The organism is Spirillospora sp. NPDC049024 (assembly GCF_040649235.1).
GTDB lineage: Bacteria > Actinomycetota > Actinomycetes > Streptosporangiales > Streptosporangiaceae > Spirillospora.
In genome coordinates this window covers 16258-39167 of sequence record NZ_JBEZFD010000035.1, presented here as the reverse complement: position 1 = coordinate 39167, position 22910 = coordinate 16258, and the positions used below count along the sequence as shown (strand labels likewise).

The following is a 22910-nucleotide window of genomic DNA, read 5'->3' as shown; positions in this document are numbered from 1 at the left end:
GCACGTCCCGCTTCCCGGGTTCGACCGGGTACTCAGGCCCGTCGACCTCGCCGGCCAATGGCGGGCCGCGGCCAGGTCCCAGGGGTGGCCGCCGGCCAGGACGTTCTCGGTCTGGAGCCCGATGTCCTTCGGCTCTGCTGCGGCCCACCGCTGGAACCTGGCGAACATGTCGGGCAGGTCGAGCCCACCGCGTTCCAGAAGGGACAGGGCCACCAGCACCGCCATCTGGGTGTCGTCGGTGGCCTCGCCCCGGTCCCAGCCGCCGCCTGCCTGCATCTCGTCGCCGTGACCGGGCGGGTACTTCTTGGAGAACGCCCCCGCGGGGCCGAACTCGAACGGTGCCCCGAGCGCATCCCCCACCGCCGAGCCGAGCACCGTCCCGACGACCCGTGATCGCCTATCGCTCGCAGTCACGGGGCCATGCTCCCACCCTGTGGCCGGGGTCCTAGGCCCCGGCTCCGGGCGGCGGGACGAACTCCGGCTGGTCCAGGACGCGCAGCCAGCTGCCGTCGGGCTGGCGGCGGACGACCTGCGCGCGCGCCCCCGCCCCGTCCCTGGGCGGTGTGGAGGTGAGGGCGAGGTCGCCGCTGACCAGGGTGGGGAGCGGTTCCTCGGGCTCGAAGCGGGGGCGTGAAGCCAGGACCTTCTCCCACATCTCGCGGATCGCGTCGCGCCCCACGGTCTGGGAGCCGGGCGGGTAGGCCAGCACCGCGTCCTCCTCGTAGAGGGCGGCGACGCCGGCCGCGTCGCCGGCGTTGGAGCGTTCGACGAACAGGCGGGTGATGTCCTCCGGCCGCATGGCCTTCTCGTATTCCGTCATGGCGTTCTCCCAGTTCGTTCGGGTCGGCGCCTCCCATGCTCGTCCGCCGCGCTCCAGAAGTCCAAGAGAGGGTTCTTCTCCTGTCCAGAAGCGATGCTTATGGGCCGGCCGGCGGTGCAGAATGCCGGGTATGACGGAGACCTTCGCGCATCGCCTGCGGGTCCGGTACAGCGAGTGCGACCAGCAGGGGGTGGTGTTCAACGGCCACTACCTCTTCTTCTACGACGTGGCGTTGACGGAGATGTGGCGGGAGCTGTTCGGCGACTACGCGCAGATGGTGGAGCAGGGCTACGACCTGGTGGTGGCCGAGGCGCGGATCCGGTTCCGGGAGGGCGCGCGGTTCGACGAGCTGCTGGAGGTGTCGATGCCGGTGGCGCATCTGGGGACGACGAGCATGGTGGTCCGCCCGGTGTTCCGGGTGGGTGGGCGGCTCATCGCCGACGGGGAGGTGCGGCACGTGTTCATCGACCCGGTGTCCAAGGCCAAGAAGGAGATGCCGCCGCAGGTGAGGTCGGTTCTGGAGCCTTACCTGGACGGGGCGGGACAGGCGGCCGGCGCCGCGTCGGGTTCGCAATCGCCTTGACGATGGTTCGAGCATCGCGCGTTTCCCGGATCTGGAATCGGGGTTCGGCCCGACGTGCCCGGCACAGTTCCCGCGGCTCCGATTCAAGTGGGTGACGCGCCCCCGGGGCAACCCCCTTTTTTTCGGGGTCGCCCCGGGCCGCGGGCGCTGGTTCAGCGGGCGGACAGGGACGCGTAGACGGTCCGGTCGCCGTCGGTGACGATCTGCCCGGCCAGATGGGGGCCGGTGGCGGTGGACAGCCGCAGGTCGGGTGGCGCTCCTCCTCGCGGAGTTCGACGGGGCCGGCGGGGGCGCCGGCACGTCCGCGCACGGGCGGGTTCAGGCGGCCGGGCCTGTTCAGGCGGCCAGGCGGGCGGTGAGGGTGTCGGCCTGCCGGTCGAGGGCGTCGAGGCGGTCGTGCAGGGCGGCGCGCAGCCAGGGCGCGCCGGCGGCGCAGTGCCCGAACATCCAGGGCAGCAGTTCGGCGAAGTCGTCCTGGTGCCAGAAGCCGCGCTGGGGCAGGGACGGGGCGGGGCGCCGCAGCGTCAGGTCGTCGCTGCCGGTGAACATGGCGTGGCAGAACACCACGGGGGTGGTGACGCCGGCGTGCGGCAGGCTCGCGGCGACCCTTGCCAGGTCTCCGGGGAAGACGTTCTCGTGGCCGTCGGAGACGACGGCGACCAGGTCGGGGCCGGTGCCGAGGGCGTCCAGGACGGCGGTGGCCAGGTCGGTGGCGCCGCGCGGGGAGCGCTCGTCGCCGCCGGTCTCGATGACCTCCAGCCGGGCGCAGACCTCCGCCAGCACCATCCGCAGCGCGGCGGCCTGGGACAGGGCGGCCCATTCGCGGTCGCCGTAGCCGCGCATGGACGCCGAGGCGTCCAGGACCAGGGCGACGGTGCCGTTGAAGCGGGGGAAGGCCGCGGCGGCGGCGCCGACGTGGCGGGCGAGGGCGGCGTGCAGGTCCTCGGCGGGCCCGCCCCGGTACAGGTGGACGAGGGCGGCGGCGATGTCGCCGCGGTTGGTCGCGGTGATGGTGGCGGGCCGTTCGCGGACGGTGTCGACGGGCAGCACCGGTTCGCCCGGCGCCGCGGAGACGGCGGCGGGGCCGGCCGGGCCGGAGGCGGCGTCTGCGGGGTGGTAGAGGGCCTGGACGCGGGCGGGCGCGGCGGCGGGGTCGGTGAGGAAGCGCAGCAGGCGCCGCTGGAGGTAGTCGGAGGCGGTGTCGCCGCCGGCGATGCGGCGGGCGCAGCCGCGGGCGGTGGCGGCGCCGAGGGCGTGCTCGAAGCAGTCGCGCAGGGCGGGGCGGCGCGCGGCGATGAGGGCGTCGGCGGCGGGGTGCTCCAGGACGAACCGCAGCGCGGTGCGGGTGGTGTGCTTGTGGTTGGCGCGCAGCCGCCGCAGGGCGAGCAGGACGGTGATGACGTGGGCGGGCGGCAGCCCGAGGGTCAGGACGCGGGCGACGCGGGCCTGCACGGCGCGGGTGCGGTCGTCGAGCCCGGCCTGGGAGGCGGCCAGGACCTGCAGCAGCACGCGGGCGCGCTGCCAGGGCCGCACGCCGGGGGCGACGCCGAGCAGGGCGTAGCCCTCGGGGTCGCCGGTGTGCGCGGCGCGGTGCAGGTCGGCGTCGTCCCAGCGCAGGGAGGCGCCCCGGGGCAGGCTCAGGGCGGTGTCGTGGTCGTGCAGGTGGTCAAGGAGCGTGGGGGTGTCCATGGTTGTCGGCCTCCGCAACCATGGAGTGTAGGAATGATCGGGAGCGCCTCGACACTCAATTTCCGGTGGGCGGGCCCGCTGCGGAGGTGTCGGCGGTCGCGGGGCCGGGCGCGGCGGCGTAGCGGCCGAGGCCGTGTTCGAGCAGGTCGAAGGCGCGGGCCGCGGCGGCGTAGACGTCCTCGGCCATCTCCTGCAGGGTCTCCCCCGCGGCCTTGCGGTCGGCGATCTGCTCGACCAGCGTGTTCTGCACGGCGAAGATCATGGCGGCGGCGGCGCGGGGGGCGATGTCGTCGGGGTCGGCGCCGGTGGCCTCGGCGATCAGGTCGGCGAGGCGGTCCTGGGCGCGGCGGCCGATCTCGCGCTGGCGGGCCAGGAGCGCGGGGCTGTCGCGGACGGTGCGGGTCCAGACCTCCGAGCCTTCGTGGAAGGCGGTGTGGTAGGCGCGGGCGTCCAGGCCCTCGAAGAAGCGGCGGCGGAACAGCGCCACGGCGCCCTCGCCGGGGCGGCGGTCGCGGAAGTCGCGCGCGGCGGCCTCGATGATCTCGTCCTGCCGGTCGAAGAACAGGTCTTCCTTGGTCCGGAAGTAGTTGAAGACGGTGTTGACCGACACGTCGGCGGTGCGGGCGACGTCGGCGATGGTGACGTTGTCGAAGCCGCGGGTCATGAACAGGCCGGTGGCGATGTCGGCGATGCGGCGCCGCGTCTCGCGCTTCTTGCGCTCCCGCAGCCCCAGTTCCGGTTCGACCTCGGGGACGTGGTCCTCAGCCATGCCCAGGAATATACCTTCACTGGTGTCACTGAAATCTTGGAGTGACTGCAAATTTGGGGTTACGCTAGCGGCGTCGTTCTCAGAGGAGGTCATCGTGATCGAGGCCCGCGGGCTCGCCCGCACCTTCACCGGCCGGAACGGGACGGTCGAGGCCGTCCGCGGCGTGGACCTGTCGGTCGCGCCCGGCGAGATCGTCGGATTCCTCGGCCCCAACGGGGCCGGGAAGACCACGACGCTGCGGATGCTGACGACGCTGCTGGCGCCGACGGCGGGGACCGCGGCCGTCGCCGGCCGCGACCTGCGCGCCGACCCGGCGGGCGTGCGGCGGCGCATCGGCTACGTCGCGCAGGGCGGCGGCACCGACCCGGGCGTCCCGGTCGCCGAGGAGCTGGACCTGCAGGCGCGCCTGTACGGGGTGCGCGACCGGTCCGCGCGGATCGCGGCGCTGTGCGCGCGCCTGGACCTGGCTGGCCTGGGCCAGCGTCCGGCCGGGTCGCTGTCGGGCGGACAGCGCCGCCGCCTGGACATCGCGCTCGGGCTGGTGCACCGCCCGCCGCTGCTGTTCCTGGACGAGCCGACGACCGGCCTGGACCCGCAGAGCCGCGGCAACCTGTGGGACCACATCCGCGCCATGCGCGACCGGGACGGCACGACGGTGTTCCTGACCACGCACTACCTGGACGAGGCCGACGCGCTGTGCGACCGGCTGCTGATCATCGACCGGGGGCGCATCGTCGCCGAGGGCACGCCCGCCGAGCTGCGCCGCCGCGTCGCCGGGGACGTCGTCACGGTGGAGCTGGCGGAGCCGGCCGGGGTCGAGTCCGCCCGCGGGGCGCTGTCGGCGCACCCGGCCGTCCGCGAGGCCGCCGTGACCGGCGCGACGCTGCGGCTGACCGTCGAGGACGGCGAGAAGGCGCTGATGTCCCTGATCCGCGCGCTGGACGGCGCGGGGGTGGAGCTGGCGTCGCTGAACCTGGCCCGCCCCACGCTGGACGACGTGTTCCTCACCATCACCGGCCGGTCGCTGCGCGAAGCGGCCTGAACCCAGGAGTCTCCCCCATGTCTCTCAAACCGACCGCTTCTGTCGCCCCGTCGGCGTCCTCCGCGTCTTCCGCGGCGTCCGGGCGGGCCGCCGCTCTCGCCCGGGTCGCGTCCGACACCCGGCTGGTCTTCCTGCGGTACATGCGGCAGACGCTGCGCAGCAAGGTCGCGGTGGTGTTCGGCGCGGTCCAGCCGATGCTGTACCTGGTGCTGTTCGGGCCGCTGCTTTCGGACCTGGTCGACGTGCGCGGGTTCGGCGCGGGCAGCGCCTGGCAGGTCTTCGTGCCGGGGGTGCTGGTCCAGCTGTCGATGTTCGGCGCCGGGTTCGCCGGGTTCGGGCTCATCGCGGACCTGCGGTCGGGGGTGGTGGACCGGCTGCGGGTCACCCCGGCCAGCCGGACCGCGCTGCTGCTGGGGCGGGTCCTGCGCGACACGGTGGTGGTCGCGTTCCAGGCGGCGGTGGTCGTGGCGGTCGGGCTGGCGCTGGGGCTGCGGGCCCCGGCGGGCGGGATCGCCGTCGGGCTGCTGCTGGTGGTGGCGCTGGCGGTGAGCGTGGCGTCCCTGTCGTACGTGGTGGCGCTGCGCACGCGCAGCGAGGACGCGTTCGCGCCGATCCTGACGACGGTGACGCTGCCGCTGATGCTGCTGTCGGGGCTCCTGCTGCCGATGAGCCTGGCGCCGGGCTGGCTGGACGCGGTGTCGCGGTTCACGCCGTTCCGGTACACGGTGGACGCCGCGCGGGCGGCGTTCCTGGGCGACTACGCGTCGGCGGCGGTCGCGGAGGGCGCGCTGGTCGCGGTGGTGCTGCTGGTGGCGTCGGTGGCGCTGGGCGCCCGCCGGTTCCGCCGCGAGAACGCCTGACCCGGCTCCGGAGGCGGTCCGGGGCGGGTCACGGGGGCAGGGCGGCGGTCCGGGGCCGCGTGCCCGGCCCGCCGTCCCGCGCGGCCTCCCGCCCGCCGTCCCGCGGACCGCCTGCCGGTGCGGTGGCGGCGTTCAGGACCTCGGGACGGGCGACGGCGGCGCGCTGGGCGATGTAGGCGCCGGCGAGCACGATCGCGCCGCCGGTGATCTGCGCGGCGGTGAGGCGCTCCCCCAGCGCGGCCCAGGCGATGAGGGCGGCGGCGACGGCCTCGGTGTAGCAGATGGCGCCGCCGACCTGCGCCGACAGCCGCTGCAGTCCGGCGACGCCGGTGAGGTAGGCCAGGACGGTGCTGACCAGGCCGATCCAGGCGACCAGCGCCCAGCCGGGCGCGGCGTGCCCGGCGACCGGCACGGGGGCGGGCAGCACCTGCCAGGGCAGCGTCCACGGCGCGGCCAGGGCGGTGAGGGCGAGCGCGGCGACGACGCTCCCGGCGGAGGTGATGACGAGCGGGTCGACCTGCCCGGTCAGCCGGTCGACGATGAGGAAGTAGCTGGCCTGGCAGGCGGCGGCGCCGAGCCCGGCGGCCAGGCCGACCGGGTCGAGCGACAGGCCCGTCCACACCTGCACGACCAGGGCGAGGCCGGCCATGGCGGTCGCGACGCCGGCGGCGGCGGTGCGGTGCACCGGGGCGCGGCGCACCAGCCGCAGCCACGCCAGCACGATGACCGGGCCGCTGAACTCCAGCAGGATCGCCACGCCGACCGGCAGGCGGGAGGCGGCCACGAAGTAGAACGCCTGGCAGCCGGCGACGCCTGTCAGCCCGTACAGGGCCAGGGCGGGCAGGTGGGGGCGCAGGCCGCGGACGGCGCCCCGCCCGCGCAGCAGGAACGGCAGCGGCGCCAGGACCAGCGCGGCGACCGCGATGCGCAGCCACACCGCCTGCAGGGGGCCGAGCCCGGCCTCGATGAGGGCCTTGCCGAACGGCCCGGACGCGCCGAAGCACACCGAGGAGAACAGCGCCAGGCCGAGGCCCCAGGCGCGGGTCCGTGCGGCGCCGTCCATCCTCACCCCCGGGTCGCGCGGTGTGCCGCCGAGCCCGCTCCCGGCGGGCTAATGAGCATCCTTCCATAACGCTCCTTACACGTCGATGGAGGGCTACCGGTCCGTAACACGGGCGATGCCGGACGGAACGCCCGCTGCTACTACTATTCGCCGGATGAGCTGGCAGGCGGCCGGGGCGGGGCCCGGCGGAACCGGTGGGGGCCCGAGCGGCGACCTGTTCGCCTCGGTCGAGGGCAACGTGCGCGAGCTGGTGGCCTCACCGTGGTGGCAGACCGCCCAGCCGGCCGACCGCGCGGCGCAGATCGCCGCGCGGATGCTGTGGGGCGCCGGCGAGTGGTGGCTGTACGGGGCGTGGGGGCGCTGGTACCGGTGCGGCCTGGACGGCACCTGGCACCCCTGCCCGCCCCCCGCGCAGTTCGAGGACCGCCGCGTCGCCGTCCCCGCGCCCCAGGGCGCCGGGACGCCGCCCGTCCCGCCGCAGCTGTTCCCCACCGGCCCCGACCTCGCGGCCGGGCGCGTCGCGCCGCTGGGATTCCTCGGGCCCGTCCCCGACACCGCCGTCGTCGCCCGCATCTCCCAGGCCCTCACCACCGCGCTGGCGGTGAACCCGCAGCAGTTCGCCCAGCGCGACCCGATGTTCCAGCCGGGCACGCCCAGCACCGTCGCCGCCGCGTGGGGCGCACTGCTGTGGTGCGCGGGATCCCCCGTGGTGCTGACCGAGCACCCCCTGATCGAGTCGTTCATCCCGTTCCTGACGACCTCCGCCGAGCAGCTGCACTGGATGATGCCGCCCGACTTCGGCACCCTGGCCGGCTACTACGTCCACCGGCTCGGCGCAGGCGACGGCGGCGGCGCCGCCCACATCGCCCGCGTCATGTACGAGGTCGCCGCCGGCCTGCAGGCCGACCCCCGGTTCCGTCCCGGCGCCGACGCCCTCGCCGCGGTCACCGCGGCGTCGCTGCGGATGGTCAACCAGGACATGGCCACCGTCCGGTACGGGCCCGAGGCGATCGTGCAGGAGTGGCGGCGCCGCTGCCCCGCCGAGTTCGCCACCCCGATGGTGCGCGACACCGCGCCGGGCGAGTACCTGCGCCTGGCCCTGTACGACCTCCAGGAGATCGTCGCAGGGCTGACCGGGCCGCGCCCGGCCGCGGCGGGACGCAGCCACGACGAGGTCCGCCGCGCCGGGATCGCGGTGCTGGCCGCCGACCTGCAGGCCGCGCCGGGCGCGCTGCCGGCGCTGCAGCGCTGGCTGGACGCCGACAGCGCCCGCACCCTGCAGGCGGTGCTGACCGACCCGGCCAACCCGCTGCGGTCGCTGTGGCCGCGCGACGGCCGCCTCCCCGACGCGCTGCGCAGCGACGACTCCGACGCCCTCGCCGCACTGCTGGCCACCACCTACACCCTGGGGCTGACGTGGTGCCGGCTGGCGCAGGTGCCGCCGCCGTCGACGGGGTTCGCGGTGCCGCAGGCGGTCGCGGCGGAGCTGACGTCCCCGGCGATGCACACCCCGCCGTCCACCGACGAGCTGTCGGCGTGGGACATCATCAAGGCCGCCCGCGCCCACATGGCCGCCGAGCGCGCCTCCTCCGGCGGCGACCAGCCGGTCGCGCCGGTGCCCGAGCCCGCACAGGAGGCCCCGGGCCCGCCGCCCGCGGTCGCGCCCGCCCCTCCCCCGGCCGCCCCGCCGGTGCCGCCGCCCGCCGCGCCCGAACCGCCCGCCCCGGCGGCGCACGCCTCGCCGGGCCCGTCGGAGCCGCCCTTCCAGTACGCGCCCCCGCCCCCTCCGGTCTCGCCGCCGGTGTCGCCGCCGCCGTTCCCGGGCCCGTCCTCGCCACCGCCCGAGCCGAGCGCCCACCACGAGCAGGGGCGGCCCGAGCCCCCCCGGTACGAGCAGCCGCCCGCCGCGCCCGCGCCGGCGCCGGACCCGTTCGGCTCGGACGTGCCGCCGCCGCGGATCGCGCCTCCCCCGGCGCCCGAGCCCCCCGCCCCGGCGCCGCCGACCCGGCACGCCCCCGAGCCGGCGCCGGAGCCGGTATGGCCGTCGGAGCCGCACGAGACGCAACTGGACACCGACGCGTTCCGCACCCAGCTCGATCCGGGCCCCGCGTGGCCCGGCGCGGACGCCCCGCCTCCCGCCCCGCCGTCCCCCGCGCCGGCGCCCGCGCCGCACGCGGACCTGCCGCCGCCTCCGGCGCCGGTCCCCGAGCCGCCGCCCCCGCTGCCGCCCGCGCCCGTGCCCGAGCAGGCCCCGCAGGTCGCCGAGGCCTACGGCGTCCGGTTCCTGTGCGGCGCCGACGACATCGAGCGCGTGGTCACCGAGGTGCGGCGGCGCGGCAAGTGGGCGCGGCGGCTGCGCGGCCAGGAGGTCTCGAGCGCGTCGGCGCCGGCGCTGCTGCTGATCGGCGCGCCGTCCAGCGGGCAGCGGCGGCTGGCGCGGATGGTGGCCCGCGCGCTGGCGGAGGTCGAGGCCTCCAGCGGCGAGGTCCACGCCGTCCACGCCGAGGACCTCCGCGAGCACGGCCCCGACGGGCTGCGGGCCGCGCTGGAGGAGCACTCCGGCCACGTCCTGCTGCTGGACGGCCTGGACGGGCTGATCCTGGACGAGGCGCAGGGCCCGGCCTACGCGTCGGTGCTGTACCGGACGCGGCTGGAGGGCGTGAACGACACCGCGCTGCTCGGCACGTGCGAGCCCGACCGCGTCGGTGAGCTGTCGGCGGTGTCGCCGGAGCTGGTGACCGACCTGCGGGCGGTGCGGCTGCCGGACCTGTCGGGCGCGCAGGCGCGCGCGGCGCTGGTACGGCTGCTGGCCGAGGAGCGCAGCCTGCGGCTCGGGTCGGACGCGTGGGCCGTGGTGAACCGCGAGGTCGGATCGCTGCGGCCGCGGGGCAGGCTGACCGGCGCGCGGCTCGTGGAGGCCTACCTGGACCGCGCCGCGCAGCGGCACCTGGGCAGCGCGGAGGCGACGCAGGCGATCGGCAGCGCGCTGTCGCTGACGGCGGCCGACTTCCAGGGCCTGGCGGTGGAGCTGTCGGGCCGCTGACCCGCGCCGCACCGGCCCCGGCCACCGGGGCCCGGTGCGGCGCGAGGCCCGAAAACCCTTGCCGGTAAGGGTTTTAAGCCCCTTCGGAAGGGCGCGTGGGCGGCGGGCGGGGTCACGATGGGTACGTGGATCGCGTAGATCGGCTGCTGGCGCTCGTCGCGGAGCTGCGTGCGGCCTCCCCCGACCCGCTGGACCCGGCGGTGCTGGCCGCGCGGCTCGGGGTCAGCGAACGGACCCTCCGCCGCGACCTGGAGCTGCTGACGCACGGCGGGCTGCCGGTGCGGGCCGAGAAGGGCCGCGGGTACGCGCTGCCCGAGCCCGCCGCGCGCGAGCCGCTGTCGGAGGCGGGGTCGCTGATGGGCCCGGTGCACGACACGCTCGCCGAGGCGGTCCGCACCCGCCGGGTCGTGCGGCTGGCCTACACCGACCAGGCGGGGGCGCGCAGCTTCCGCGACGTCGAGGCGCACGGCCTGGTCGTGGCCCCCTACGGGGAGTACCTGGTGGGGTGGTGCCGGATGCGCGACGGGCCGCGGATGTTCCGGCTCGACCGGATCGGCGCGGCGTTCCTGTCGGGGCGGGGCGCGGAGGTGCGGGACCTGGACGAGCTGCTGGCGGCGCTGCGGGTACCGGTGCCGCGCCCGGCGGCCGAGGCGGGTCCGCGCGGCCCGGCGGGCGCGGCACGCGCCCGGGCGTGGACGCTGGACCGGCTGGAGTCGGTGCGGACGCGGCTGCGCGACTCGGCCGCGGAGGTCCGCGGCGGCGGCGCGGGCGCGGCGGCGCTGCGCGGGGTGCTGGGGCATCTGGCGGAGTGGACGCGCTGGCAGGCGGCGGCGATCCGGTCGGCGGCGACGGGTGAGGAGCCGGTGCTGGAGGGCCGCCCCCCGGCGTTCCCGCCCGCCTTCGGGCGGGAGATGCCCTATGACGCGCGGGAGCGGATGATCCAGGACGCGATGGCGCTGCGGTCCCTGAGCGACCTGGCGCGCGATCTGCAGCAGGTGCTGGAGGCGGTGGCGCACTGGGCGGCCGACTGCGACGACGCGCTGTGGGAGGCCGAGCTGCCCGATCCGCGCCCGTACGGGCCGCCGGGCCCGCCGCGTCCCCTGGCGGATCTGCTGGCGGGCTGGCGGGGCCCGCTCGCCCACATCGAGTGGCACCTGGACCGGCTCACCGACGAGCCGCCGCCTCCGGCGGGCGACGACGAGGACGTGTGGGTCGTGGACCGCTGCCCCCTGCAGGCCTGACCCGGGCGGGGTCAGTCCGCCGGGGCGTCGACGGCGAGGGCGGGGGTGTCCAGGGGGTCGAGGTCGCGGGTGAACCAGACGGCCTTGCCCGGCGGCGCGGGCCTGGCGCCGAACTCGGTGGCGAGGGAGGCGACCAGCAGCAGCCCGCGGCCGGCCTCGGACCAGTCCAGGACGGGGGGCGGCGCGGCGGGCGCGCCCGGCGCGCGGGGGTCGGCGTCACCGACCTCTCCGGTGAGGCGGACCCCGGCCCGGGTGGCGTCCAGGCGCAGGGCGAGGCGCACGGGCCCGGCGCCGTGCACGACGGCGTTGGTGACGAGCTCGTCCACGATGAGGACGATGTCGTCGGTGTCGTCGGGGCCCGTGACGCGCCACCGCCGCAGTGTCCGGCGGGTGAGCTCGCGTGCCCGGGCCGCGGCGCGGGGCCCGGGGTCCAGGTCCCAGGCCATCGCCACGCCGCCGTCGTCCCTGCCGGTGGTTCCGCCGCCCGCAGGCCTCGTGGTCCCCGTCCCCGTGGTGCGCACTTCCCCGTCTCCTCACCTGTGCCGGGTTTCGCCGCCGGTGCTCGCGGTCGTGCGGGCCCCCCGCGTGGCGACCGGGCGGTCTCCGCGCATTTCCCGCATGACTCATATTCGTGGACGCGTCTGCGGGCGGACCGGTGCACGGGCGCAGGCAACCCTCACCGCGGGGTGAGGTGAAGTTCACATGCGGGGTGGCGATGGAGGAGGCACCCGCGCGGAGCCGCTACAGTGGGTGCGTCGGTGTGGCATGTGTCCCCCGGGCTCTACCTGATGCCTTCGGGGAATACCGCCGGTCCCATGCGGTCCGGGCTGGAGCTTCGTTGTGCCTTTCGCCGTGAGGCGACCACCACACCGGCTTGAACGCCAAGGCCCCGGCGGGCTCGTCCCGCCGGGGCCTTGGCGTTCGCACGTCCCACGGCCCCTCCCGTAGTCCGCCCCGGCACCCGCAATGGCTTGGTAGCGGGAGGCGGCGGGGTGGGGTGGGGTTAGAGGAGGGCGGCGGCGATTCCGGCGGCTACGGCGGCCAGGACGATGAGGGCGGCGGCCGCGGCGAGGGCGATCGTGCGGGCGCGGCGGGCGCGGGGGGTGCCGAGGCGTGCGAGGCGCTGGGCCAGGCGGGGGTCGTCCTCGCTCAGGCGGACCTCGATCTGGCTGAGGATCCGCTGCTCCTCCATCGACAGCGCCATGCTTCATACCTCCGGGGGGTGGTCAGGTGACAGGATTCCTGCCCACGGACCATGATCATTATCCCTCGGGGGCGGTGGCCGTCGCGCCGCGTCCGGGCCGGCTCTCGTGGTGGAGCCGGTCGAGGGCGGTGACGTAGTAGGTGTAGGAGCGGCCGGGCTTGGCGGCGGGGTCGATGATGCCGCCGCCGCGGACGTCGGCGATGAGGTCGCGGGGGCGGACGGGGGCGCAGCCGGGCTTGCCGCCCTCGACCCGGTAGACGGCGTAGGAGACCGCGCCCTGCGAGGTCCGCCAGGTGACCTTCACGCCCTTGCCGTCCTTGCCGGTGGCCGGGACGGCGGTGGTGCCCTGCACCGAGGGGGGCGCCTGTCCGCCGCGGCGGGCGGGGACGGGCGGGACGGCGGGGCGGGCGTAGTGGTCCTCGCGGAGGCGGGCGGCGAACCCGCGCCGGTTGGCGGCGAGGTCGGAGGCGCTGAAGAACACGTCGCCGCCGATCTGCGGGTAGCGGGCGTTGAGGGTGAGGTGGCGCGACAGTTCGGCGGGCTTGCGCCAGGTCGCGTCCTCGCCGACGCGGTAGGCGGCCTGGCCGATGGTCAGCTGGACGCCGGTGCCCTCGACCTGGCGGGCCCACCAGGGGGCGAGCTCGGCGTAGTCGGCGCGGGGGTCGCCGATGGGCCAGTACAGCTGGGGGGTGACGTAGTCGAGCCACCCCTTCTTGATCCATTTGCGGGTGTCGGCGTAGATGTCGTCGTAGCTCTGCAGGGCGGAGGTGGACGATCCGGCGGGGTCGCTGCTCTTGTTGCGCCACACGCCGAAGGGGCTGATGCCGAACCGCACCCAGGGCTTGGCGGCGTGGATGCGGGCCGACAGCGACTCGACGAGGGTGTCGACGTTGCGGCGGCGCCAGTCGGCCCTCTTCATGCCGTCGCCGTAGGCCTTGTAGGCGGCGTCGTCGGGGAAGTCGCCGTCCTCGGGGTAGGGGTAGAAGTAGTCGTCGAAGTGGACGGCGTCGATGTCGTACTTGCCGACGACGTCCATGACGGCCTTGGTCGCCAGGTCGCGGACCTGGGGCAGGCCCGGGTCGTACCACAGGCCCTTGCCGTACTTGCGGACCCAGTCGGGGTGCTGCCGGGCGGGGCTCTTGGGCGACAGCTTCTTCAGGTCGGCCTGGCGGGACACGCGGTAGGGGTTGAACCAGGCGTGGAACTCCAGGTTGCGGGTGTGGGCCTCCTCGAGCATGAACGCCAGCGCGTCGTAGCCGGGGTCCTTGCCCTGGGTGCCGGTGAGCCACTGCGACCACGGCTCGTACGGGGAGGCGTAGAACGCGTCGGAGTTGGGGCGGATCTGGACGAACACCGCGTTCATGTTCATGGCGGTGGCGGTGTCGAGGAGCCGGGTGAACTGCTTCTTCTGGTCGGCGGCGGAGGCGCCGGGGTCCTTGGGCCAGTCGGTGTTGCCGACGCTGGCGATCCACATGCCGCGCAGCTGCCGCCCTTTGGCGCCGTCGGGCGCGGGGACGCCCGGGCACTCTGCCCTGGCGTCGGGGGGCACGGGCCCGCGGGCGCCGTCCCCGCGCCCGCCCGTGCCGCCGAGGGCGGTGATGCCGCAGGCGGCGAGCGCGCCCGCCGATACTCCCGCCGTCAACGCCGCCGCCGCTTGCCGGGTCCTCGATCGCCATGCCATAGCGGCCCATTGTTACGCACGCGCCGCGATGCCATGGACGAAACAGCGATGCCCGTGTGATCCCCCACTGTCCCGTTATGCCCGATCCACTGCATTGCGATCTTCGAACACGCGTTCCATACTCTGCGTGGCGAACCGAGTCGCCAGCGTGACGAGGAGGTGTGTCGCATGCGTGGAACGTTCGCAGGCCGGGCCTTGACCGGCCCGGCTCGGAAAGTGAACGCCGGGCTGGCCGGGAGCACTCCGATTCTGACGGCGGACGGACGGACGAAGCGCTTGGGCGAACTGCGGTCCGAGGACCGCGTCTACGGGTCGCACATGGTCGGTCGTTACCGCCGCTACCTCGTCACCCATGTAGTCGAGTTACGGCGAAGGGTGGACCCGGCGTTCCTGGTGGTCCTGGACGACGGGACCCGGCTCACGGTGGGCGCCGACCAGCGCTTCCTCAGCGAGCGGGGCTGGAAGCACGTCACGGGAGCAGAGCAAGGTTCTCGAAGGCGGCCGCATCTCACCGTGAACAACAGCCTGATGGGGATCGGCCGATTCGCCTCACCCCCTGAGGCGGACGAGGATTACCGGCGCGGTTACCTGTGCGGGATGATACGAGGAGACGGGCAGTTGGGCCATTATCCCCAGGGCGCCCCGGGCAGGCCCTATGCCGTCGTTCACCGCTTTCGTCTTGCATTGGCCGATGATGAGGCACTTGAGAGGAGTCGCCGCTATCTCACAGGTTTCGGTGTTCCCACTCGCGAGTTCGTCTTCTCCGAGGCCACGGAGGCACGGCGCAGGGTGAGCGCCATCCGCGCTCAGAGCGCCTCGGCGGTCGAGGCGATCGAAGAAATCGTCCGCTGGCCGTTGGCGTCGCCATCCGAAGGATGGCGGAAGGGGTTCCTGGCCGGCGTCTTCGACGCGGAGGGATCCTGCAGCAAGGGGATTCTGAGGTTCTCCAACTCCGATCCGCAGATCCTGTCCATGATCACCGACTGCCTGCTCCATTTCGGTTTCCGCGTGGTGCGTGAAGCTCCGCGCACTTTCGTCAACCTGCCGGTGACCCCGATCCGGCTCGTCGGAGGTCTGCGTGAGCGGACACGGCTGTTCCACACCATCCGACCGGCGATCACCCGGAAGACGTCCATGGAAGGGACGGCGCTCAAGAGCGATGCGCCCTTGGGCATCCACTCCATAACCGCCCTGGGATCGAAGATCCCTTTGTTCGAAATCGTCACCGCTGCGGGGAATGTCGTGGCCGACGGGGTCGTATCCGACGCCTCCCCTTCAGGAGCAGAGGCCGGGTAGGAGTGAGCAGACTCGCTGGGCAGGTAGAGGTCCGGTGTCTCCGGCATCGGAGGGTCAGGGGCAGGGTGCGGTGGGGGCGGGGGTGGGGCGGCGGTGGATGGAGGGGGCGGAGCGGCCGGGGGCCAGGTGGGGGCGCAGGGTGAGGTCGTCGGTGTAGTCGCCGCCGTGCTCGGTGCGGTACGGGATGGGGTCGGCGGTGGGCAGGGCGTGCAGGCGGGCGTCGAGGGCGGCGGCGGCCGCGGCGTGGTCGGCGGGGGTGGCGCGGTCGGCGCCGGTGACGACCAGGGGCGGCAGGACGTCCATGCCGGTGTAGAACAGCGTGCCGTGCAGGAGGGGGAACAGCAGGTCCTCGGCGGCGCCGTGGACGCCGCGGGGGCCCAGGCCGGTGGAGCGGGCGCCGGCGGTGGTGACGACCAGGGCGCGGCGTCCGGCGAGGCCGCCGTCGCCGTAGCGGAGGGTGCGGCCTTCGGCGTCGGTGACGCCGAAGGCGAAGCCCTGGACGAAGACGCGGTCGAACCAGCCCTTCAGGATGGCGGGCATCCCGTACCACCACAGGGGGAACTGCACGACCAGCGCGTCCGCCCAGGTGATCTTGTCCTGTTCGGCGCGGATGTCGGGGGCCAGGGCGCCGGCGGCGTGGGCGCGTTCGGACGCGGCGCCGACGATGAGGCGGCGCGCGGGGTCGTGGCCGAAGTCGGCGGGGCCGACGACGGGGTTCCAGCCCATCGCGTACAGGTCGGAGTGGCGGACGCGGTGCCCGTCGCGGCGCAGGGTGGCGGCGCCGCGGTCGCGCAGCGCGCCGTTGAGGGAGCGGCCCTCGGGGTGGGCGAAGATCCACAGGACGTTCACGGCGCTGTCTTCCTTCCCGGTTCGTCGGCTCCGGTGCCGGCCTTCCCGGTGCCCGCCTTCCCGGCCGGGCTGCTCGGCGGCGGCCGGTCCGGTGTCGATGCTGCCCGGCGGCCGCGCCGAGCGTGAGTGGCCGGTGGGCCATGCTGTGCAAGGATCGGGCCATGGCGGGCGGGGTGCACCGGGTGGCGGTGGTGGTGCGCGAGGGCGTGCTGCCGATGGAGCTGGGGATCGTCCACCAGCTGTTCGGGCAGGCCCGGTCGGCGGGGGGCGCGCCGCTGTACGAGGTGGTGTCGTGCGCGGTGGAGCCGGGGGCGGTGCGGGCGGACGCCGATTTCGCGGTGACGGTGCCGCACGGGCTGGAGGCGCTGGAGGCGGCGGACACGGTGGTCGTGCCGGCGTCGCACCTGCTGGACGAGACCCGTCCCGGGGACGGGCCGGTGCCGGGCGCGGTCGCGGCGGCAGCCGGGCGGGGCGCGCGGGTCGCGTCGGTGTGCACGGGCGCGTTCGTGCTGGCGGCGGCGGGGCTGCTGGAGGGGCGGCGGGCGACGACGCACTGGCTGTCGTGCGCCCGGCTGGCGGAGATGTTCCCGGGGGTGCGGGTGGACGCGGCGGTGCTGTTCGTCGACGAGGGCGCGGTGCTGACCTCGGCGGGCGAGGCGGCGGGCGTCGACCTGTGCCTGCACATGATCCGCCGCGACCACGGCGCGGCGGTGGCGGGGGACGTGGCGCGCCGCACGGTGGTGCCGCCGCACCGGGAGGGCGGGCAGGCGCAGTTCGTGGCGCTGCCGGTGCCGGAGTCGCGGGAGTCCTCGACGGGCGCGGCGCGGGCGTGGGCGCTGGAGCGGCTGGACCGCCCGGTGACGCTGGCGCAGCTGGCGGCGCGGGCGTCGATGAGCGTGCGGACGTTCACGCGCCGGTTCCGGCAGGAGACGGGCGTGTCGCCGCAGGTGTGGCTGGCGGCGCAGCGGGTGCAGGCGGCGCGGCGGCTGCTGGAGGAGACCGACCTTCCGGTGGACCGGGTCGCCGAGCGGGCGGGGTTCGGGACGGCGGCGTCGCTGCGCGCGCACCTGCACGCGGCGATCGGGGTGTCGCCCTCGTCCTACCGCGCGACGTTCCGCGGCCCCGAGGGCCCTGGAGGCCCGGACGGACCGCAGGGCCCGGGCGGCGCGTGACCGGGGGTCAGGCGCGTTCGGCGTCGAGCTCGACGGGTTCGGCGATGACGTCGACCATGGCGCCGTTGCGCAGCACGGTGATCGGCAGGGGCCGCCCGATGGCCTCGGCGAACATGAGCCGCTGCAGCGACTGGGCGTGGGAGACCGGCGCGCCGCCGGCGGTCAGGACCAGGTCGCCGCGGCGCAGCCCGGCCCGGTCGGCGGGGCCGGCGGGCACGACCTCGGCGACGCGCAGCGCGTCGTCCTGCCCGATCCGCTCGCGCAGGGCGGCGGGGACGGGGACGGGCGCGGCGGCCAGGCCGAGGTAGGCGCGGCGGACGCGGCCGTCGCGGATCAGGGCGGCGATGATGCGGCGGGTGGTGGCGTTGATCGGGACGGCCAGGCCCAGGCCGATCCCGGCGACGGCGGTGTTGACGCCGACGACGCGGCCGTGGGCGTCGGCGAGCGCGCCGCCGGAGTTGCCGGGGTTGAGGGCGGCGTCGGTCTGGATGACGTCCTCGATGACGCGGACGGCGGTGCCGCTGCGGGTGGGCTGGGAGGTCGGCAGCGACCGGCCGAGGGCGGACACGACGCCGGCGGTGACCGAGCCGGCGAGACCGAGGGGGTTGCCGACGGCGACGACGAGCTGCCCGACGACCAGGGCGTCGCTGTCGCCGAGGGCGACCGGGTCGGGGACGGGCCCGTCGGCGCGCACGACGGCCAGGTCCGACAGGGGGTCGGTGCCGACGACGGTGAACGCGCCGGTGGCGCCGTCGGCGAACGCGGCCTGCCCGCCGGACGCGGCGCCGACGACGTGGGCGTTGGTGAGCAGGAACCCGTCGCCGGTGAACACGAAGCCCGACCCGGTGCCCTCGCCGCGGCGGCCGCGGACGCGCAGTGCCGCCACGCGCGGGGTCAGATCGCGGGCGACGGAGGACACCACGCGGGAGTAGGCGTCCAGCGGCGGCTCGTCCCGCGGGGCCTGGCGGGGATCGCTGTCATGGGGGACCATCACACCTCCCGATGATTACATCGTTACACGGTAACGGTGGGAGGGGAAGGGGTGTTCCCGGCTACCCCGCCACGCCGGGGCCCGCGCCGTCCAGGTCGCCCCCGCCCTCACCCGGCCCGTGCGGGTGCAGGTCGGAGCGCAGGAGGCTGTACAGGACCTCGTCGCGGTACCGGCCGTCGCGGAACCCCCATTCGCGCATGACGCCCTCGCGGGTGAACCCCGCCTTCTCCAGGGCGCGCTGCTCGGCGAGGTTGCCGGTCTCTGTCTCGGCCTGGACGCGGTGGGCGGTGGTGTGCGCGAACAGGTACTCCGCCAGCAGGCGCTGCGCCCGCGACCCGGCGCCGTGGCCCCGCGCCTCGGGCAGCAGCGAGATCCCGATGCTCCAGCACCACGCCCGCCCGGCGCCGGCGACGCGCCGGTAGGACACCATGCCGAGGAACGCGGCGCCGCGGGCGACGACGAGGTTGCCGGTGTCCTCGCCGAGCATGCCGTCGTCCTCCCAGCGGCGCCGGAACCTGCGGACATCGCGGAACCCCTCCCACAGGAACGGCGCGGCCAGCTCCGGATCGCCGCGCAGCCGCTCGATGAGCGGCAGGTCCGCCTCGGCGACGGGCCGCAGCGCCACCCCGGCGCTCCGCACGGGCTGTCCGGTCCTGCCGGTGGAGGTCTCGCTCATGCCGCTCCCAAGGTCAGCGCAGGGTGGACAGGCCGCCGTCGACGTGCAGGACCTGCCCGGTCACGTAGGAGGCGCGCTCCGACAGCAGGAACACCGCGACGTCGGCGACCTCCCACGCCGTGCCCTGCCGGCGCATGGGGATCAGCCCCGCGACCCGGTCGCGGCTCGCGTTCCCGTCGGACGCGGCGCGCCCCATCACCGTGTCGATCAGGCCCGGCGCCACCACGTTGGCGCGCACCCCGCGCGGCGCGCCCTCGGCGGCGATGTGCCGCACCAGCCCGGTCAGGCCCGCCTTGGAGGCGTCGTAGGACGGCGACCGCGAGCCCGGCTTGGTCCCGGCCAGCGACCCGATGAACACCATCGCGCCGCCCGCCTCCAGCGCCGGCATCGCGGCCTTGCCGACCAGGAACGGCGCCCGCAGGTTGACCTGCAGGACGCGGTCCCAGTCGGCCAGCGCCGTGCCCGCCAGCCCGTACCCGATGCCGATCCCGGCGTTGAACACCACCCCGTCCAGGCCGCCGAGGCCCTCGGCGGCCTTCGTCACGACGGCGTCGCAGGACGCCGGGTCGGTCACGTCCGCCACCACCACCCGCGCCCGGCCGCCCTCCGCCTCGATCATCGCGGCGGTCTGCCCCGCGGAGTGCTCGTCGAGGTCGGCGCACGCCACCGCGGCGCCCTCCCGCGCGGCGGTGACCGCGATCGCGCGGCCGTTGCCGACCGGCGCGGCGGGATCGTCGCTGGGCCGCGTCCCCGCGCCGACGACCAGGATCCGGCGGCCCGGCAGCAGCCCGCCGGGCGGTGCGATCTCGGGCATGACCGGCACCGTAGCGGACGCCGCCGCCGACGCCCAGCCCCGGCCCGCCTCGCACCGCAGGCCCCGCGCGGCAGGCCCCGCGCGGCAGGCCCCGCGCGGCGGCTAGGGTGCGGGCATGGGAACGGCTGCGGACGCGCGCGAGGAGCCCGTGGTGGTCGAGCGCGCCGCCGGACTGGGCGGCGAGCTGGTGCTGCGCCGCGCGGGCGGCGACTACGAGATCATCAGCAACGGCGTGTTCCTCATGGACACCCGCAACGGCGAGTCCGAGCGGCTGCTGGTCCGCGCCGCCCTGGAGGCGGCCGCGCGGCGCCCCGGCGGGCCCGCGCGGGTCCTCATCGGCGGCCTGGGCGTCGGGTTCTCCCTCGCCGAGGCCCTCACCCTCCCCGACGTGGCGCACGTCACCGTCGTCGAACGCGAGCCCGCCGTCGTCGCCTGGCACGCCACCGCGCTGCGGCCCTGGTCCCGGGGCGCGCTCGACGACCCCCGCGTCACCGTCGAGCGCGCCGACCTGCTGGACTACGTCTCCGCCCCGGACGCGGGCCGCTTCGACGCGGTCTGCCTGGACATCGACAACGGCCCCGACTGGACCGTCACCCCCGGCAACGCCCGCCTCTACGCCGCCACCGGCCTGGACGCCCTCGCCGCGCTGCTGACGCCGCGCGGCGTGCTCGCGGTGTGGAGCGCCAACGCCGCGCCGGCGTTCGAGGCGCTGCTGCGCGACACGTTCGCGGCCGTGGAGGTCCGCCCGGTCCCGGTGCCGCGCGGCGAACCCGACGTGGTCTACCTCGCCCGCGACCCGCGCACCCGCGCCTCCGCCTGACCACGGCCGGGCCCCGCCGGACGCCGTCCGCGGCCGCCCGGCGCCGTCGATGGACGGCGGCGACAAAGCGGCCCCGCCCGTTTCTGTAGGCCGCGCCGTCCACCCCGCGCCGGCCGTTCGCTAGGTTTCGGCCTGACACAACCGTTTTGGGAGGATCTGTGGCTACTGCCCACGCAGCCCGGCGGCGTCCCGCCGTCCTGGGCGACCTGCTGCCCGGCTCGCTGGCCCGCGACGCCGCGCTCGTCATCGGCGCGGCCGCGCTCGTCGGCGTCGCCGCGCAGATCGCGGTCCCGCTGCCCGGCACCCCCGTGCCGGTGACCGGGCAGACCTTCGCGGTGCTGCTCGCCGGCGCCGCCCTCGGCTTCGGCCGCGCCGGCCTGGGCATGCTGGTCTACCTGCTGGCCGGAATGGCCGGCGTCCCCTGGTTCACCGACGGCACCTCCGGCGCCGGGTTCCCCACGCTCGGCTACGTCATCGGATTCGTCGCCGCCGGCGCCGCCGTCGGACGGCTCGCGCAGCTCGGCGGCGACCGCACCCCGCTGCGCACCATCGGGACCATGCTCGTCGGCACCGCCATCATGTACGCCGCCGGCGTCCCCTACCTGATGGCCGCCCTCCACGTCGACCTCGCCAAGGCGCTCGACCTCGGCGTCGTCCCCTTCCTGGCCGGCGACGCGCTGAAGGTCCTGCTCGCGGCCGGACTGCTGCCCGCCGCATGGAAGATCACCGGCGCAGACCGCCGCTGACCCCCGCGCGCCCCCGCCCCCACCCCGCGCATGGGAACGGGACGGACGGGCATACGCGCAACCAGCACCACCCAGGCCCGGGCGGCCCGGCACCACCGGGCCGCCCCGCCCGCCACCGGCCGCCCCGCCGCGGACCCGATGTGGCGCACGCCTCACGACCCCCCGCCACCCCGCCCGTTTGAACAGGTTCAAATCTGGCGTACAGTGGCTCACGTGAAGCTCGCCGTGACAGCACCGGACCGACTCACCGTCCGCACCGTCCCGATCCCCGACCCGGGCGACCTCATCGCGCGGCTTCCGCACCCGTCCGCGCTGGCCTGGATCCGCCACGGCGAGGGAATCGTCGGCTGGGGCGAAGCCGCCCGCCTCACCCTCCCCGGCGGCGACGACCGCTTCGACGCCGCCGCCCGCCTGCTCCACGACCTTTTCGGCGCCGCCGCCGTCGACGACCCCGTCGACGTCCCCGGCTCCGGACCCGTCGCCTTCGGCACCTTCGGCTTCGACCCCAAATCCCCCGACTCCACCCTCATCGTCCCCCGGCGCATCCTCGGCCGCCGCGACGGCCGCGCCTGGCTCACCACCATCGGCGACGACACCGACCCCCTCGCCCTCGCCCACCCGCCCCAGGCCCCCACCGGCCTGCACTGGAGCGACGGCGCCCTCACCGAGGACGCCTGGAAGCACGCCGTCGCCACCGCCGTCGACCGCATCCGCCGCGGCCACCTCGCCCCGCCGCCGCCCCGCGCCGCCGACCACACCGAGCAGACCGACCACACCGAGCAGACCGGCCGCACCGGCCACCTCGGCAAAGTCGTCCTCGCCCGCGACCTCACCGTCCGCGCCGACACCCCCATCGACGCCCGCGTCCTCCTCCAGCGCCTCGCCGCGCGCTTCCCCGGCTGCTACACCTTCTCCTGCGCCGGCATGGTCGGCGCCACCCCCGAACTCCTCATCCGCCGCACCGGCGGCGACATCGAATCCCTCGTCCTCGCCGGCACCACCGCCCGCGGCGACACCCCCGCCGACGACCAGGCCCGCGCCGCCCGCCTCTTCGCCTCCCCCAAGGACCGCGAAGAACACCGCTACGCCGCCGAAATGGTCCGCGACGCCCTCACCCCCCTCTGCTCCCACCTCACCGTCCCCGACCAGCCCGAACTGCTCACCCTCCCCAACGTCCTGCACCTCGCCTCCCCCCTGCGCGGACGCCTCGCCGCCGACCGCTCCGTCCTCGACGTCGTCGCCGCCTTGCACCCCACCCCCGCCGTCTGCGGCACACCCACCGACACCGCCATGGACCTCATCCGCGAACTCGAGGGCATGGACCGCGGCCGCTACGCCGGCCCCGTCGGCTGGGTCGACGCACGCGGCGACGGCGAATGGGGCATCGCCCTGCGCTGCGCCGAGATCGACGGCACCCGCGCCCGCCTGTTCGCCGGCTGCGGCATCGTCGCCGACTCCGACCCCGACGCCGAACTCGCCGAAGCCCGCACCAAGTTCCGCCCCATGCAGTACGCCCTCCACGGCTGACCACCGCCCAGGGCACACTGGACC

At 75.7% G+C, this 22910-nt stretch carries 21 protein-coding genes and 1 pseudogene; 10 read left to right on the top strand and 12 right to left on the bottom strand.

The genetic code is table 11. The annotated features are described in order from the left end of the window. Nucleotides 1–21 precede the first annotated feature (21 nt). Nucleotides 22–414: pseudogene (locus tag AB0C21_RS40325) on the bottom strand (ADP-ribosylglycohydrolase family protein); the annotation flags it as partial. A gap of 31 nt (nt 415–445) precedes the next feature. After that, a complete protein-coding gene (locus AB0C21_RS40320) occupies nt 446–820 on the bottom strand; it encodes a YybH family protein (RefSeq protein ID WP_500211500.1) in 375 nt (124 codons plus the stop codon). A 130-nt stretch (nt 821–950) separates the two neighbouring features. Between AB0C21_RS40320 and AB0C21_RS40315 the strand changes: the two genes are divergently transcribed. Then, complete coding sequence (locus AB0C21_RS40315; RefSeq protein WP_500211498.1) at nt 951–1403, top strand: acyl-CoA thioesterase; 453 nt, start codon at nt 951–953, stop codon at nt 1401–1403. Nucleotides 1404–1739: 336 nt separating this feature from the next. On the opposite strand, the gene AB0C21_RS40310 is transcribed toward AB0C21_RS40315, so the two are convergent. Together AB0C21_RS40310 and AB0C21_RS40305 are read right to left on the bottom strand one after the other, a co-directional pair. Then, nucleotides 1740–3092 carry a hypothetical protein gene (locus AB0C21_RS40310; protein ID WP_500211496.1) on the bottom strand — a complete coding sequence of 451 codons (1353 nt, stop codon included), beginning with the start codon at nt 3090–3092 and terminating at the stop codon, nt 1740–1742. 55 nt (nt 3093–3147) lie between these two features. Further along, complete coding sequence (locus AB0C21_RS40305; RefSeq protein ID WP_500211494.1) at nt 3148–3861, bottom strand: TetR/AcrR family transcriptional regulator; 714 nt, start codon at nt 3859–3861, stop codon at nt 3148–3150. 94 nt (nt 3862–3955) lie between these two features. Between AB0C21_RS40305 and AB0C21_RS40300 the strand changes: the two genes are divergently transcribed. Continuing rightward, nucleotides 3956–4903, top strand: a complete 948-nt coding sequence (locus AB0C21_RS40300) for an ATP-binding cassette domain-containing protein (protein ID WP_500211493.1) — start codon at nt 3956–3958, stop codon at nt 4901–4903. A gap of 17 nt (nt 4904–4920) precedes the next feature. Continuing rightward, complete coding sequence (locus AB0C21_RS40295) at nt 4921–5763, top strand: ABC transporter permease (protein ID WP_500211491.1); 843 nt, start codon at nt 4921–4923, stop codon at nt 5761–5763. Nucleotides 5764–5791: 28 nt separating this feature from the next. Here the strand turns inward: AB0C21_RS40295 and AB0C21_RS40290 are convergent, their stop codons facing one another. Further along, entirely contained in the window at nt 5792–6826 is a 1035-nt protein-coding gene (locus AB0C21_RS40290) for an EamA family transporter (RefSeq protein WP_500211489.1), read from the bottom strand. Between the two features lie 154 nt (nt 6827–6980). Between AB0C21_RS40290 and AB0C21_RS40285 the strand changes: the two genes are divergently transcribed. Further along, nucleotides 6981–9869: a hypothetical protein gene (locus tag AB0C21_RS40285; protein ID WP_500211488.1), complete on the top strand. Its 2889-nt coding sequence runs from the start codon at nt 6981–6983 to the stop codon at nt 9867–9869. Between the two features lie 125 nt (nt 9870–9994). Next, the gene (locus AB0C21_RS40280) at nt 9995–11110 is read left to right on the top strand and encodes a helix-turn-helix transcriptional regulator (protein ID WP_500211487.1); all 1116 of its coding nucleotides are present in this window, start codon (nt 9995–9997) and stop codon (nt 11108–11110) included. 11 nt (nt 11111–11121) lie between these two features. On the opposite strand, the gene AB0C21_RS40275 is transcribed toward AB0C21_RS40280, so the two are convergent. The 3 genes from AB0C21_RS40275 to AB0C21_RS40265 form a co-directional block, all read right to left on the bottom strand. Next, on the bottom strand, nt 11122–11631 hold the full coding sequence (locus AB0C21_RS40275; protein WP_500211485.1) for an ATP-binding protein: 510 nt from the start codon (nt 11629–11631) through the stop codon (nt 11122–11124). A gap of 482 nt (nt 11632–12113) precedes the next feature. Continuing rightward, nucleotides 12114–12314 carry a DUF3040 domain-containing protein gene (locus AB0C21_RS40270; RefSeq protein WP_149258499.1) on the bottom strand — a complete coding sequence of 67 codons (201 nt, stop codon included), beginning with the start codon at nt 12312–12314 and terminating at the stop codon, nt 12114–12116. A gap of 58 nt (nt 12315–12372) precedes the next feature. Continuing rightward, a complete protein-coding gene (locus AB0C21_RS40265) occupies nt 12373–13995 on the bottom strand; it encodes a glycoside hydrolase family 10-like protein (protein ID WP_500211484.1) in 1623 nt (540 codons plus the stop codon). Between the two features lie 168 nt (nt 13996–14163). Between AB0C21_RS40265 and AB0C21_RS40260 the strand changes: the two genes are divergently transcribed. Next, on the top strand, nt 14164–15291 hold the full coding sequence (locus AB0C21_RS40260; protein WP_500211482.1) for an LAGLIDADG family homing endonuclease: 1128 nt from the start codon (nt 14164–14166) through the stop codon (nt 15289–15291). A 54-nt stretch (nt 15292–15345) separates the two neighbouring features. Here AB0C21_RS40260 and AB0C21_RS40255 read toward each other — a convergent pair whose 3' ends face one another. Next, nucleotides 15346–16140 (bottom strand): NAD(P)H-dependent oxidoreductase, encoded by a 795-nt coding sequence (locus AB0C21_RS40255; RefSeq protein WP_500211481.1) that lies wholly within the window; start codon nt 16138–16140, stop codon nt 15346–15348. Between the two features lie 161 nt (nt 16141–16301). On the opposite strand from AB0C21_RS40255, the gene AB0C21_RS40250 reads away from it, so the two are divergent. After that, nucleotides 16302–17312 carry a GlxA family transcriptional regulator gene (locus AB0C21_RS40250; protein WP_500211480.1) on the top strand — a complete coding sequence of 337 codons (1011 nt, stop codon included), beginning with the start codon at nt 16302–16304 and terminating at the stop codon, nt 17310–17312. A 7-nt stretch (nt 17313–17319) separates the two neighbouring features. Here the strand turns inward: AB0C21_RS40250 and AB0C21_RS40245 are convergent, their stop codons facing one another. The 3 genes from AB0C21_RS40245 to AB0C21_RS40235 all read right to left on the bottom strand — a co-directional run bounded on the left by AB0C21_RS40245 (nt 17320) and on the right by AB0C21_RS40235 (nt 19793). After that, on the bottom strand, nt 17320–18303 hold the full coding sequence (locus tag AB0C21_RS40245; protein ID WP_500211478.1) for a S1C family serine protease: 984 nt from the start codon (nt 18301–18303) through the stop codon (nt 17320–17322). A gap of 61 nt (nt 18304–18364) precedes the next feature. Beyond that, the gene (locus tag AB0C21_RS40240) at nt 18365–18979 is read right to left on the bottom strand and encodes a GNAT family N-acetyltransferase (protein ID WP_500211477.1); all 615 of its coding nucleotides are present in this window, start codon (nt 18977–18979) and stop codon (nt 18365–18367) included. A gap of 13 nt (nt 18980–18992) precedes the next feature. After that, nucleotides 18993–19793 carry an SDR family NAD(P)-dependent oxidoreductase gene (locus AB0C21_RS40235; RefSeq protein ID WP_500211476.1) on the bottom strand — a complete coding sequence of 267 codons (801 nt, stop codon included), beginning with the start codon at nt 19791–19793 and terminating at the stop codon, nt 18993–18995. Between the two features lie 115 nt (nt 19794–19908). Between AB0C21_RS40235 and AB0C21_RS40230 the strand changes: the two genes are divergently transcribed. The 3 genes from AB0C21_RS40230 to AB0C21_RS40220 all read left to right on the top strand — a co-directional run bounded on the left by AB0C21_RS40230 (nt 19909) and on the right by AB0C21_RS40220 (nt 22886). After that, nucleotides 19909–20613, top strand: coding sequence for a spermine/spermidine synthase domain-containing protein (locus AB0C21_RS40230; protein ID WP_500211474.1), 705 nt, complete (start codon nt 19909–19911; stop codon nt 20611–20613). A gap of 158 nt (nt 20614–20771) precedes the next feature. Beyond that, nucleotides 20772–21359, top strand: coding sequence for a biotin transporter BioY (locus AB0C21_RS40225; protein WP_149258508.1), 588 nt, complete (start codon nt 20772–20774; stop codon nt 21357–21359). A 213-nt stretch (nt 21360–21572) separates the two neighbouring features. Continuing rightward, nucleotides 21573–22886 carry an isochorismate synthase gene (locus AB0C21_RS40220; protein WP_500211473.1) on the top strand — a complete coding sequence of 438 codons (1314 nt, stop codon included), beginning with the start codon at nt 21573–21575 and terminating at the stop codon, nt 22884–22886. Nucleotides 22887–22910: the final 24 nt, after the last annotated feature.

Bases quoted from the DNA above. Each gene is read 5' to 3' on its own strand.
- AB0C21_RS40320 (WP_500211500.1), bottom strand. From the start codon at position 820: ATGACGGAATACGAGAAGGCCATGCGGCCGGAGGACATCACCCGCCTG.
- AB0C21_RS40315 (WP_500211498.1), top strand. From the start codon at position 951: ATGACGGAGACCTTCGCGCATCGCCTGCGGGTCCGGTACAGCGAGTGC.
- AB0C21_RS40310 (WP_500211496.1), bottom strand. From the start codon at position 3,092: ATGGACACCCCCACGCTCCTTGACCACCTGCACGACCACGACACCGCC.
- AB0C21_RS40305 (WP_500211494.1), bottom strand. From the start codon at position 3,861: ATGGCTGAGGACCACGTCCCCGAGGTCGAACCGGAACTGGGGCTGCGG.
- AB0C21_RS40295 (WP_500211491.1), top strand. From the start codon at position 4,921: ATGTCTCTCAAACCGACCGCTTCTGTCGCCCCGTCGGCGTCCTCCGCG.
- AB0C21_RS40290 (WP_500211489.1), bottom strand. From the start codon at position 6,826: ATGGACGGCGCCGCACGGACCCGCGCCTGGGGCCTCGGCCTGGCGCTG.
- AB0C21_RS40285 (WP_500211488.1), top strand. From the start codon at position 6,981: ATGAGCTGGCAGGCGGCCGGGGCGGGGCCCGGCGGAACCGGTGGGGGC.
- AB0C21_RS40270 (WP_149258499.1), bottom strand. From the start codon at position 12,314: ATGGCGCTGTCGATGGAGGAGCAGCGGATCCTCAGCCAGATCGAGGTC.
- AB0C21_RS40265 (WP_500211484.1), bottom strand. From the start codon at position 13,995: ATGGCATGGCGATCGAGGACCCGGCAAGCGGCGGCGGCGTTGACGGCG.
- AB0C21_RS40260 (WP_500211482.1), top strand. From the start codon at position 14,164: ATGCGTGGAACGTTCGCAGGCCGGGCCTTGACCGGCCCGGCTCGGAAA.
- AB0C21_RS40250 (WP_500211480.1), top strand. From the start codon at position 16,302: ATGGCGGGCGGGGTGCACCGGGTGGCGGTGGTGGTGCGCGAGGGCGTG.
- AB0C21_RS40245 (WP_500211478.1), bottom strand. From the start codon at position 18,303: ATGGTCCCCCATGACAGCGATCCCCGCCAGGCCCCGCGGGACGAGCCG.
- AB0C21_RS40240 (WP_500211477.1), bottom strand. From the start codon at position 18,979: ATGAGCGAGACCTCCACCGGCAGGACCGGACAGCCCGTGCGGAGCGCC.
- AB0C21_RS40235 (WP_500211476.1), bottom strand. From the start codon at position 19,793: ATGCCCGAGATCGCACCGCCCGGCGGGCTGCTGCCGGGCCGCCGGATC.
- AB0C21_RS40230 (WP_500211474.1), top strand. From the start codon at position 19,909: ATGGGAACGGCTGCGGACGCGCGCGAGGAGCCCGTGGTGGTCGAGCGC.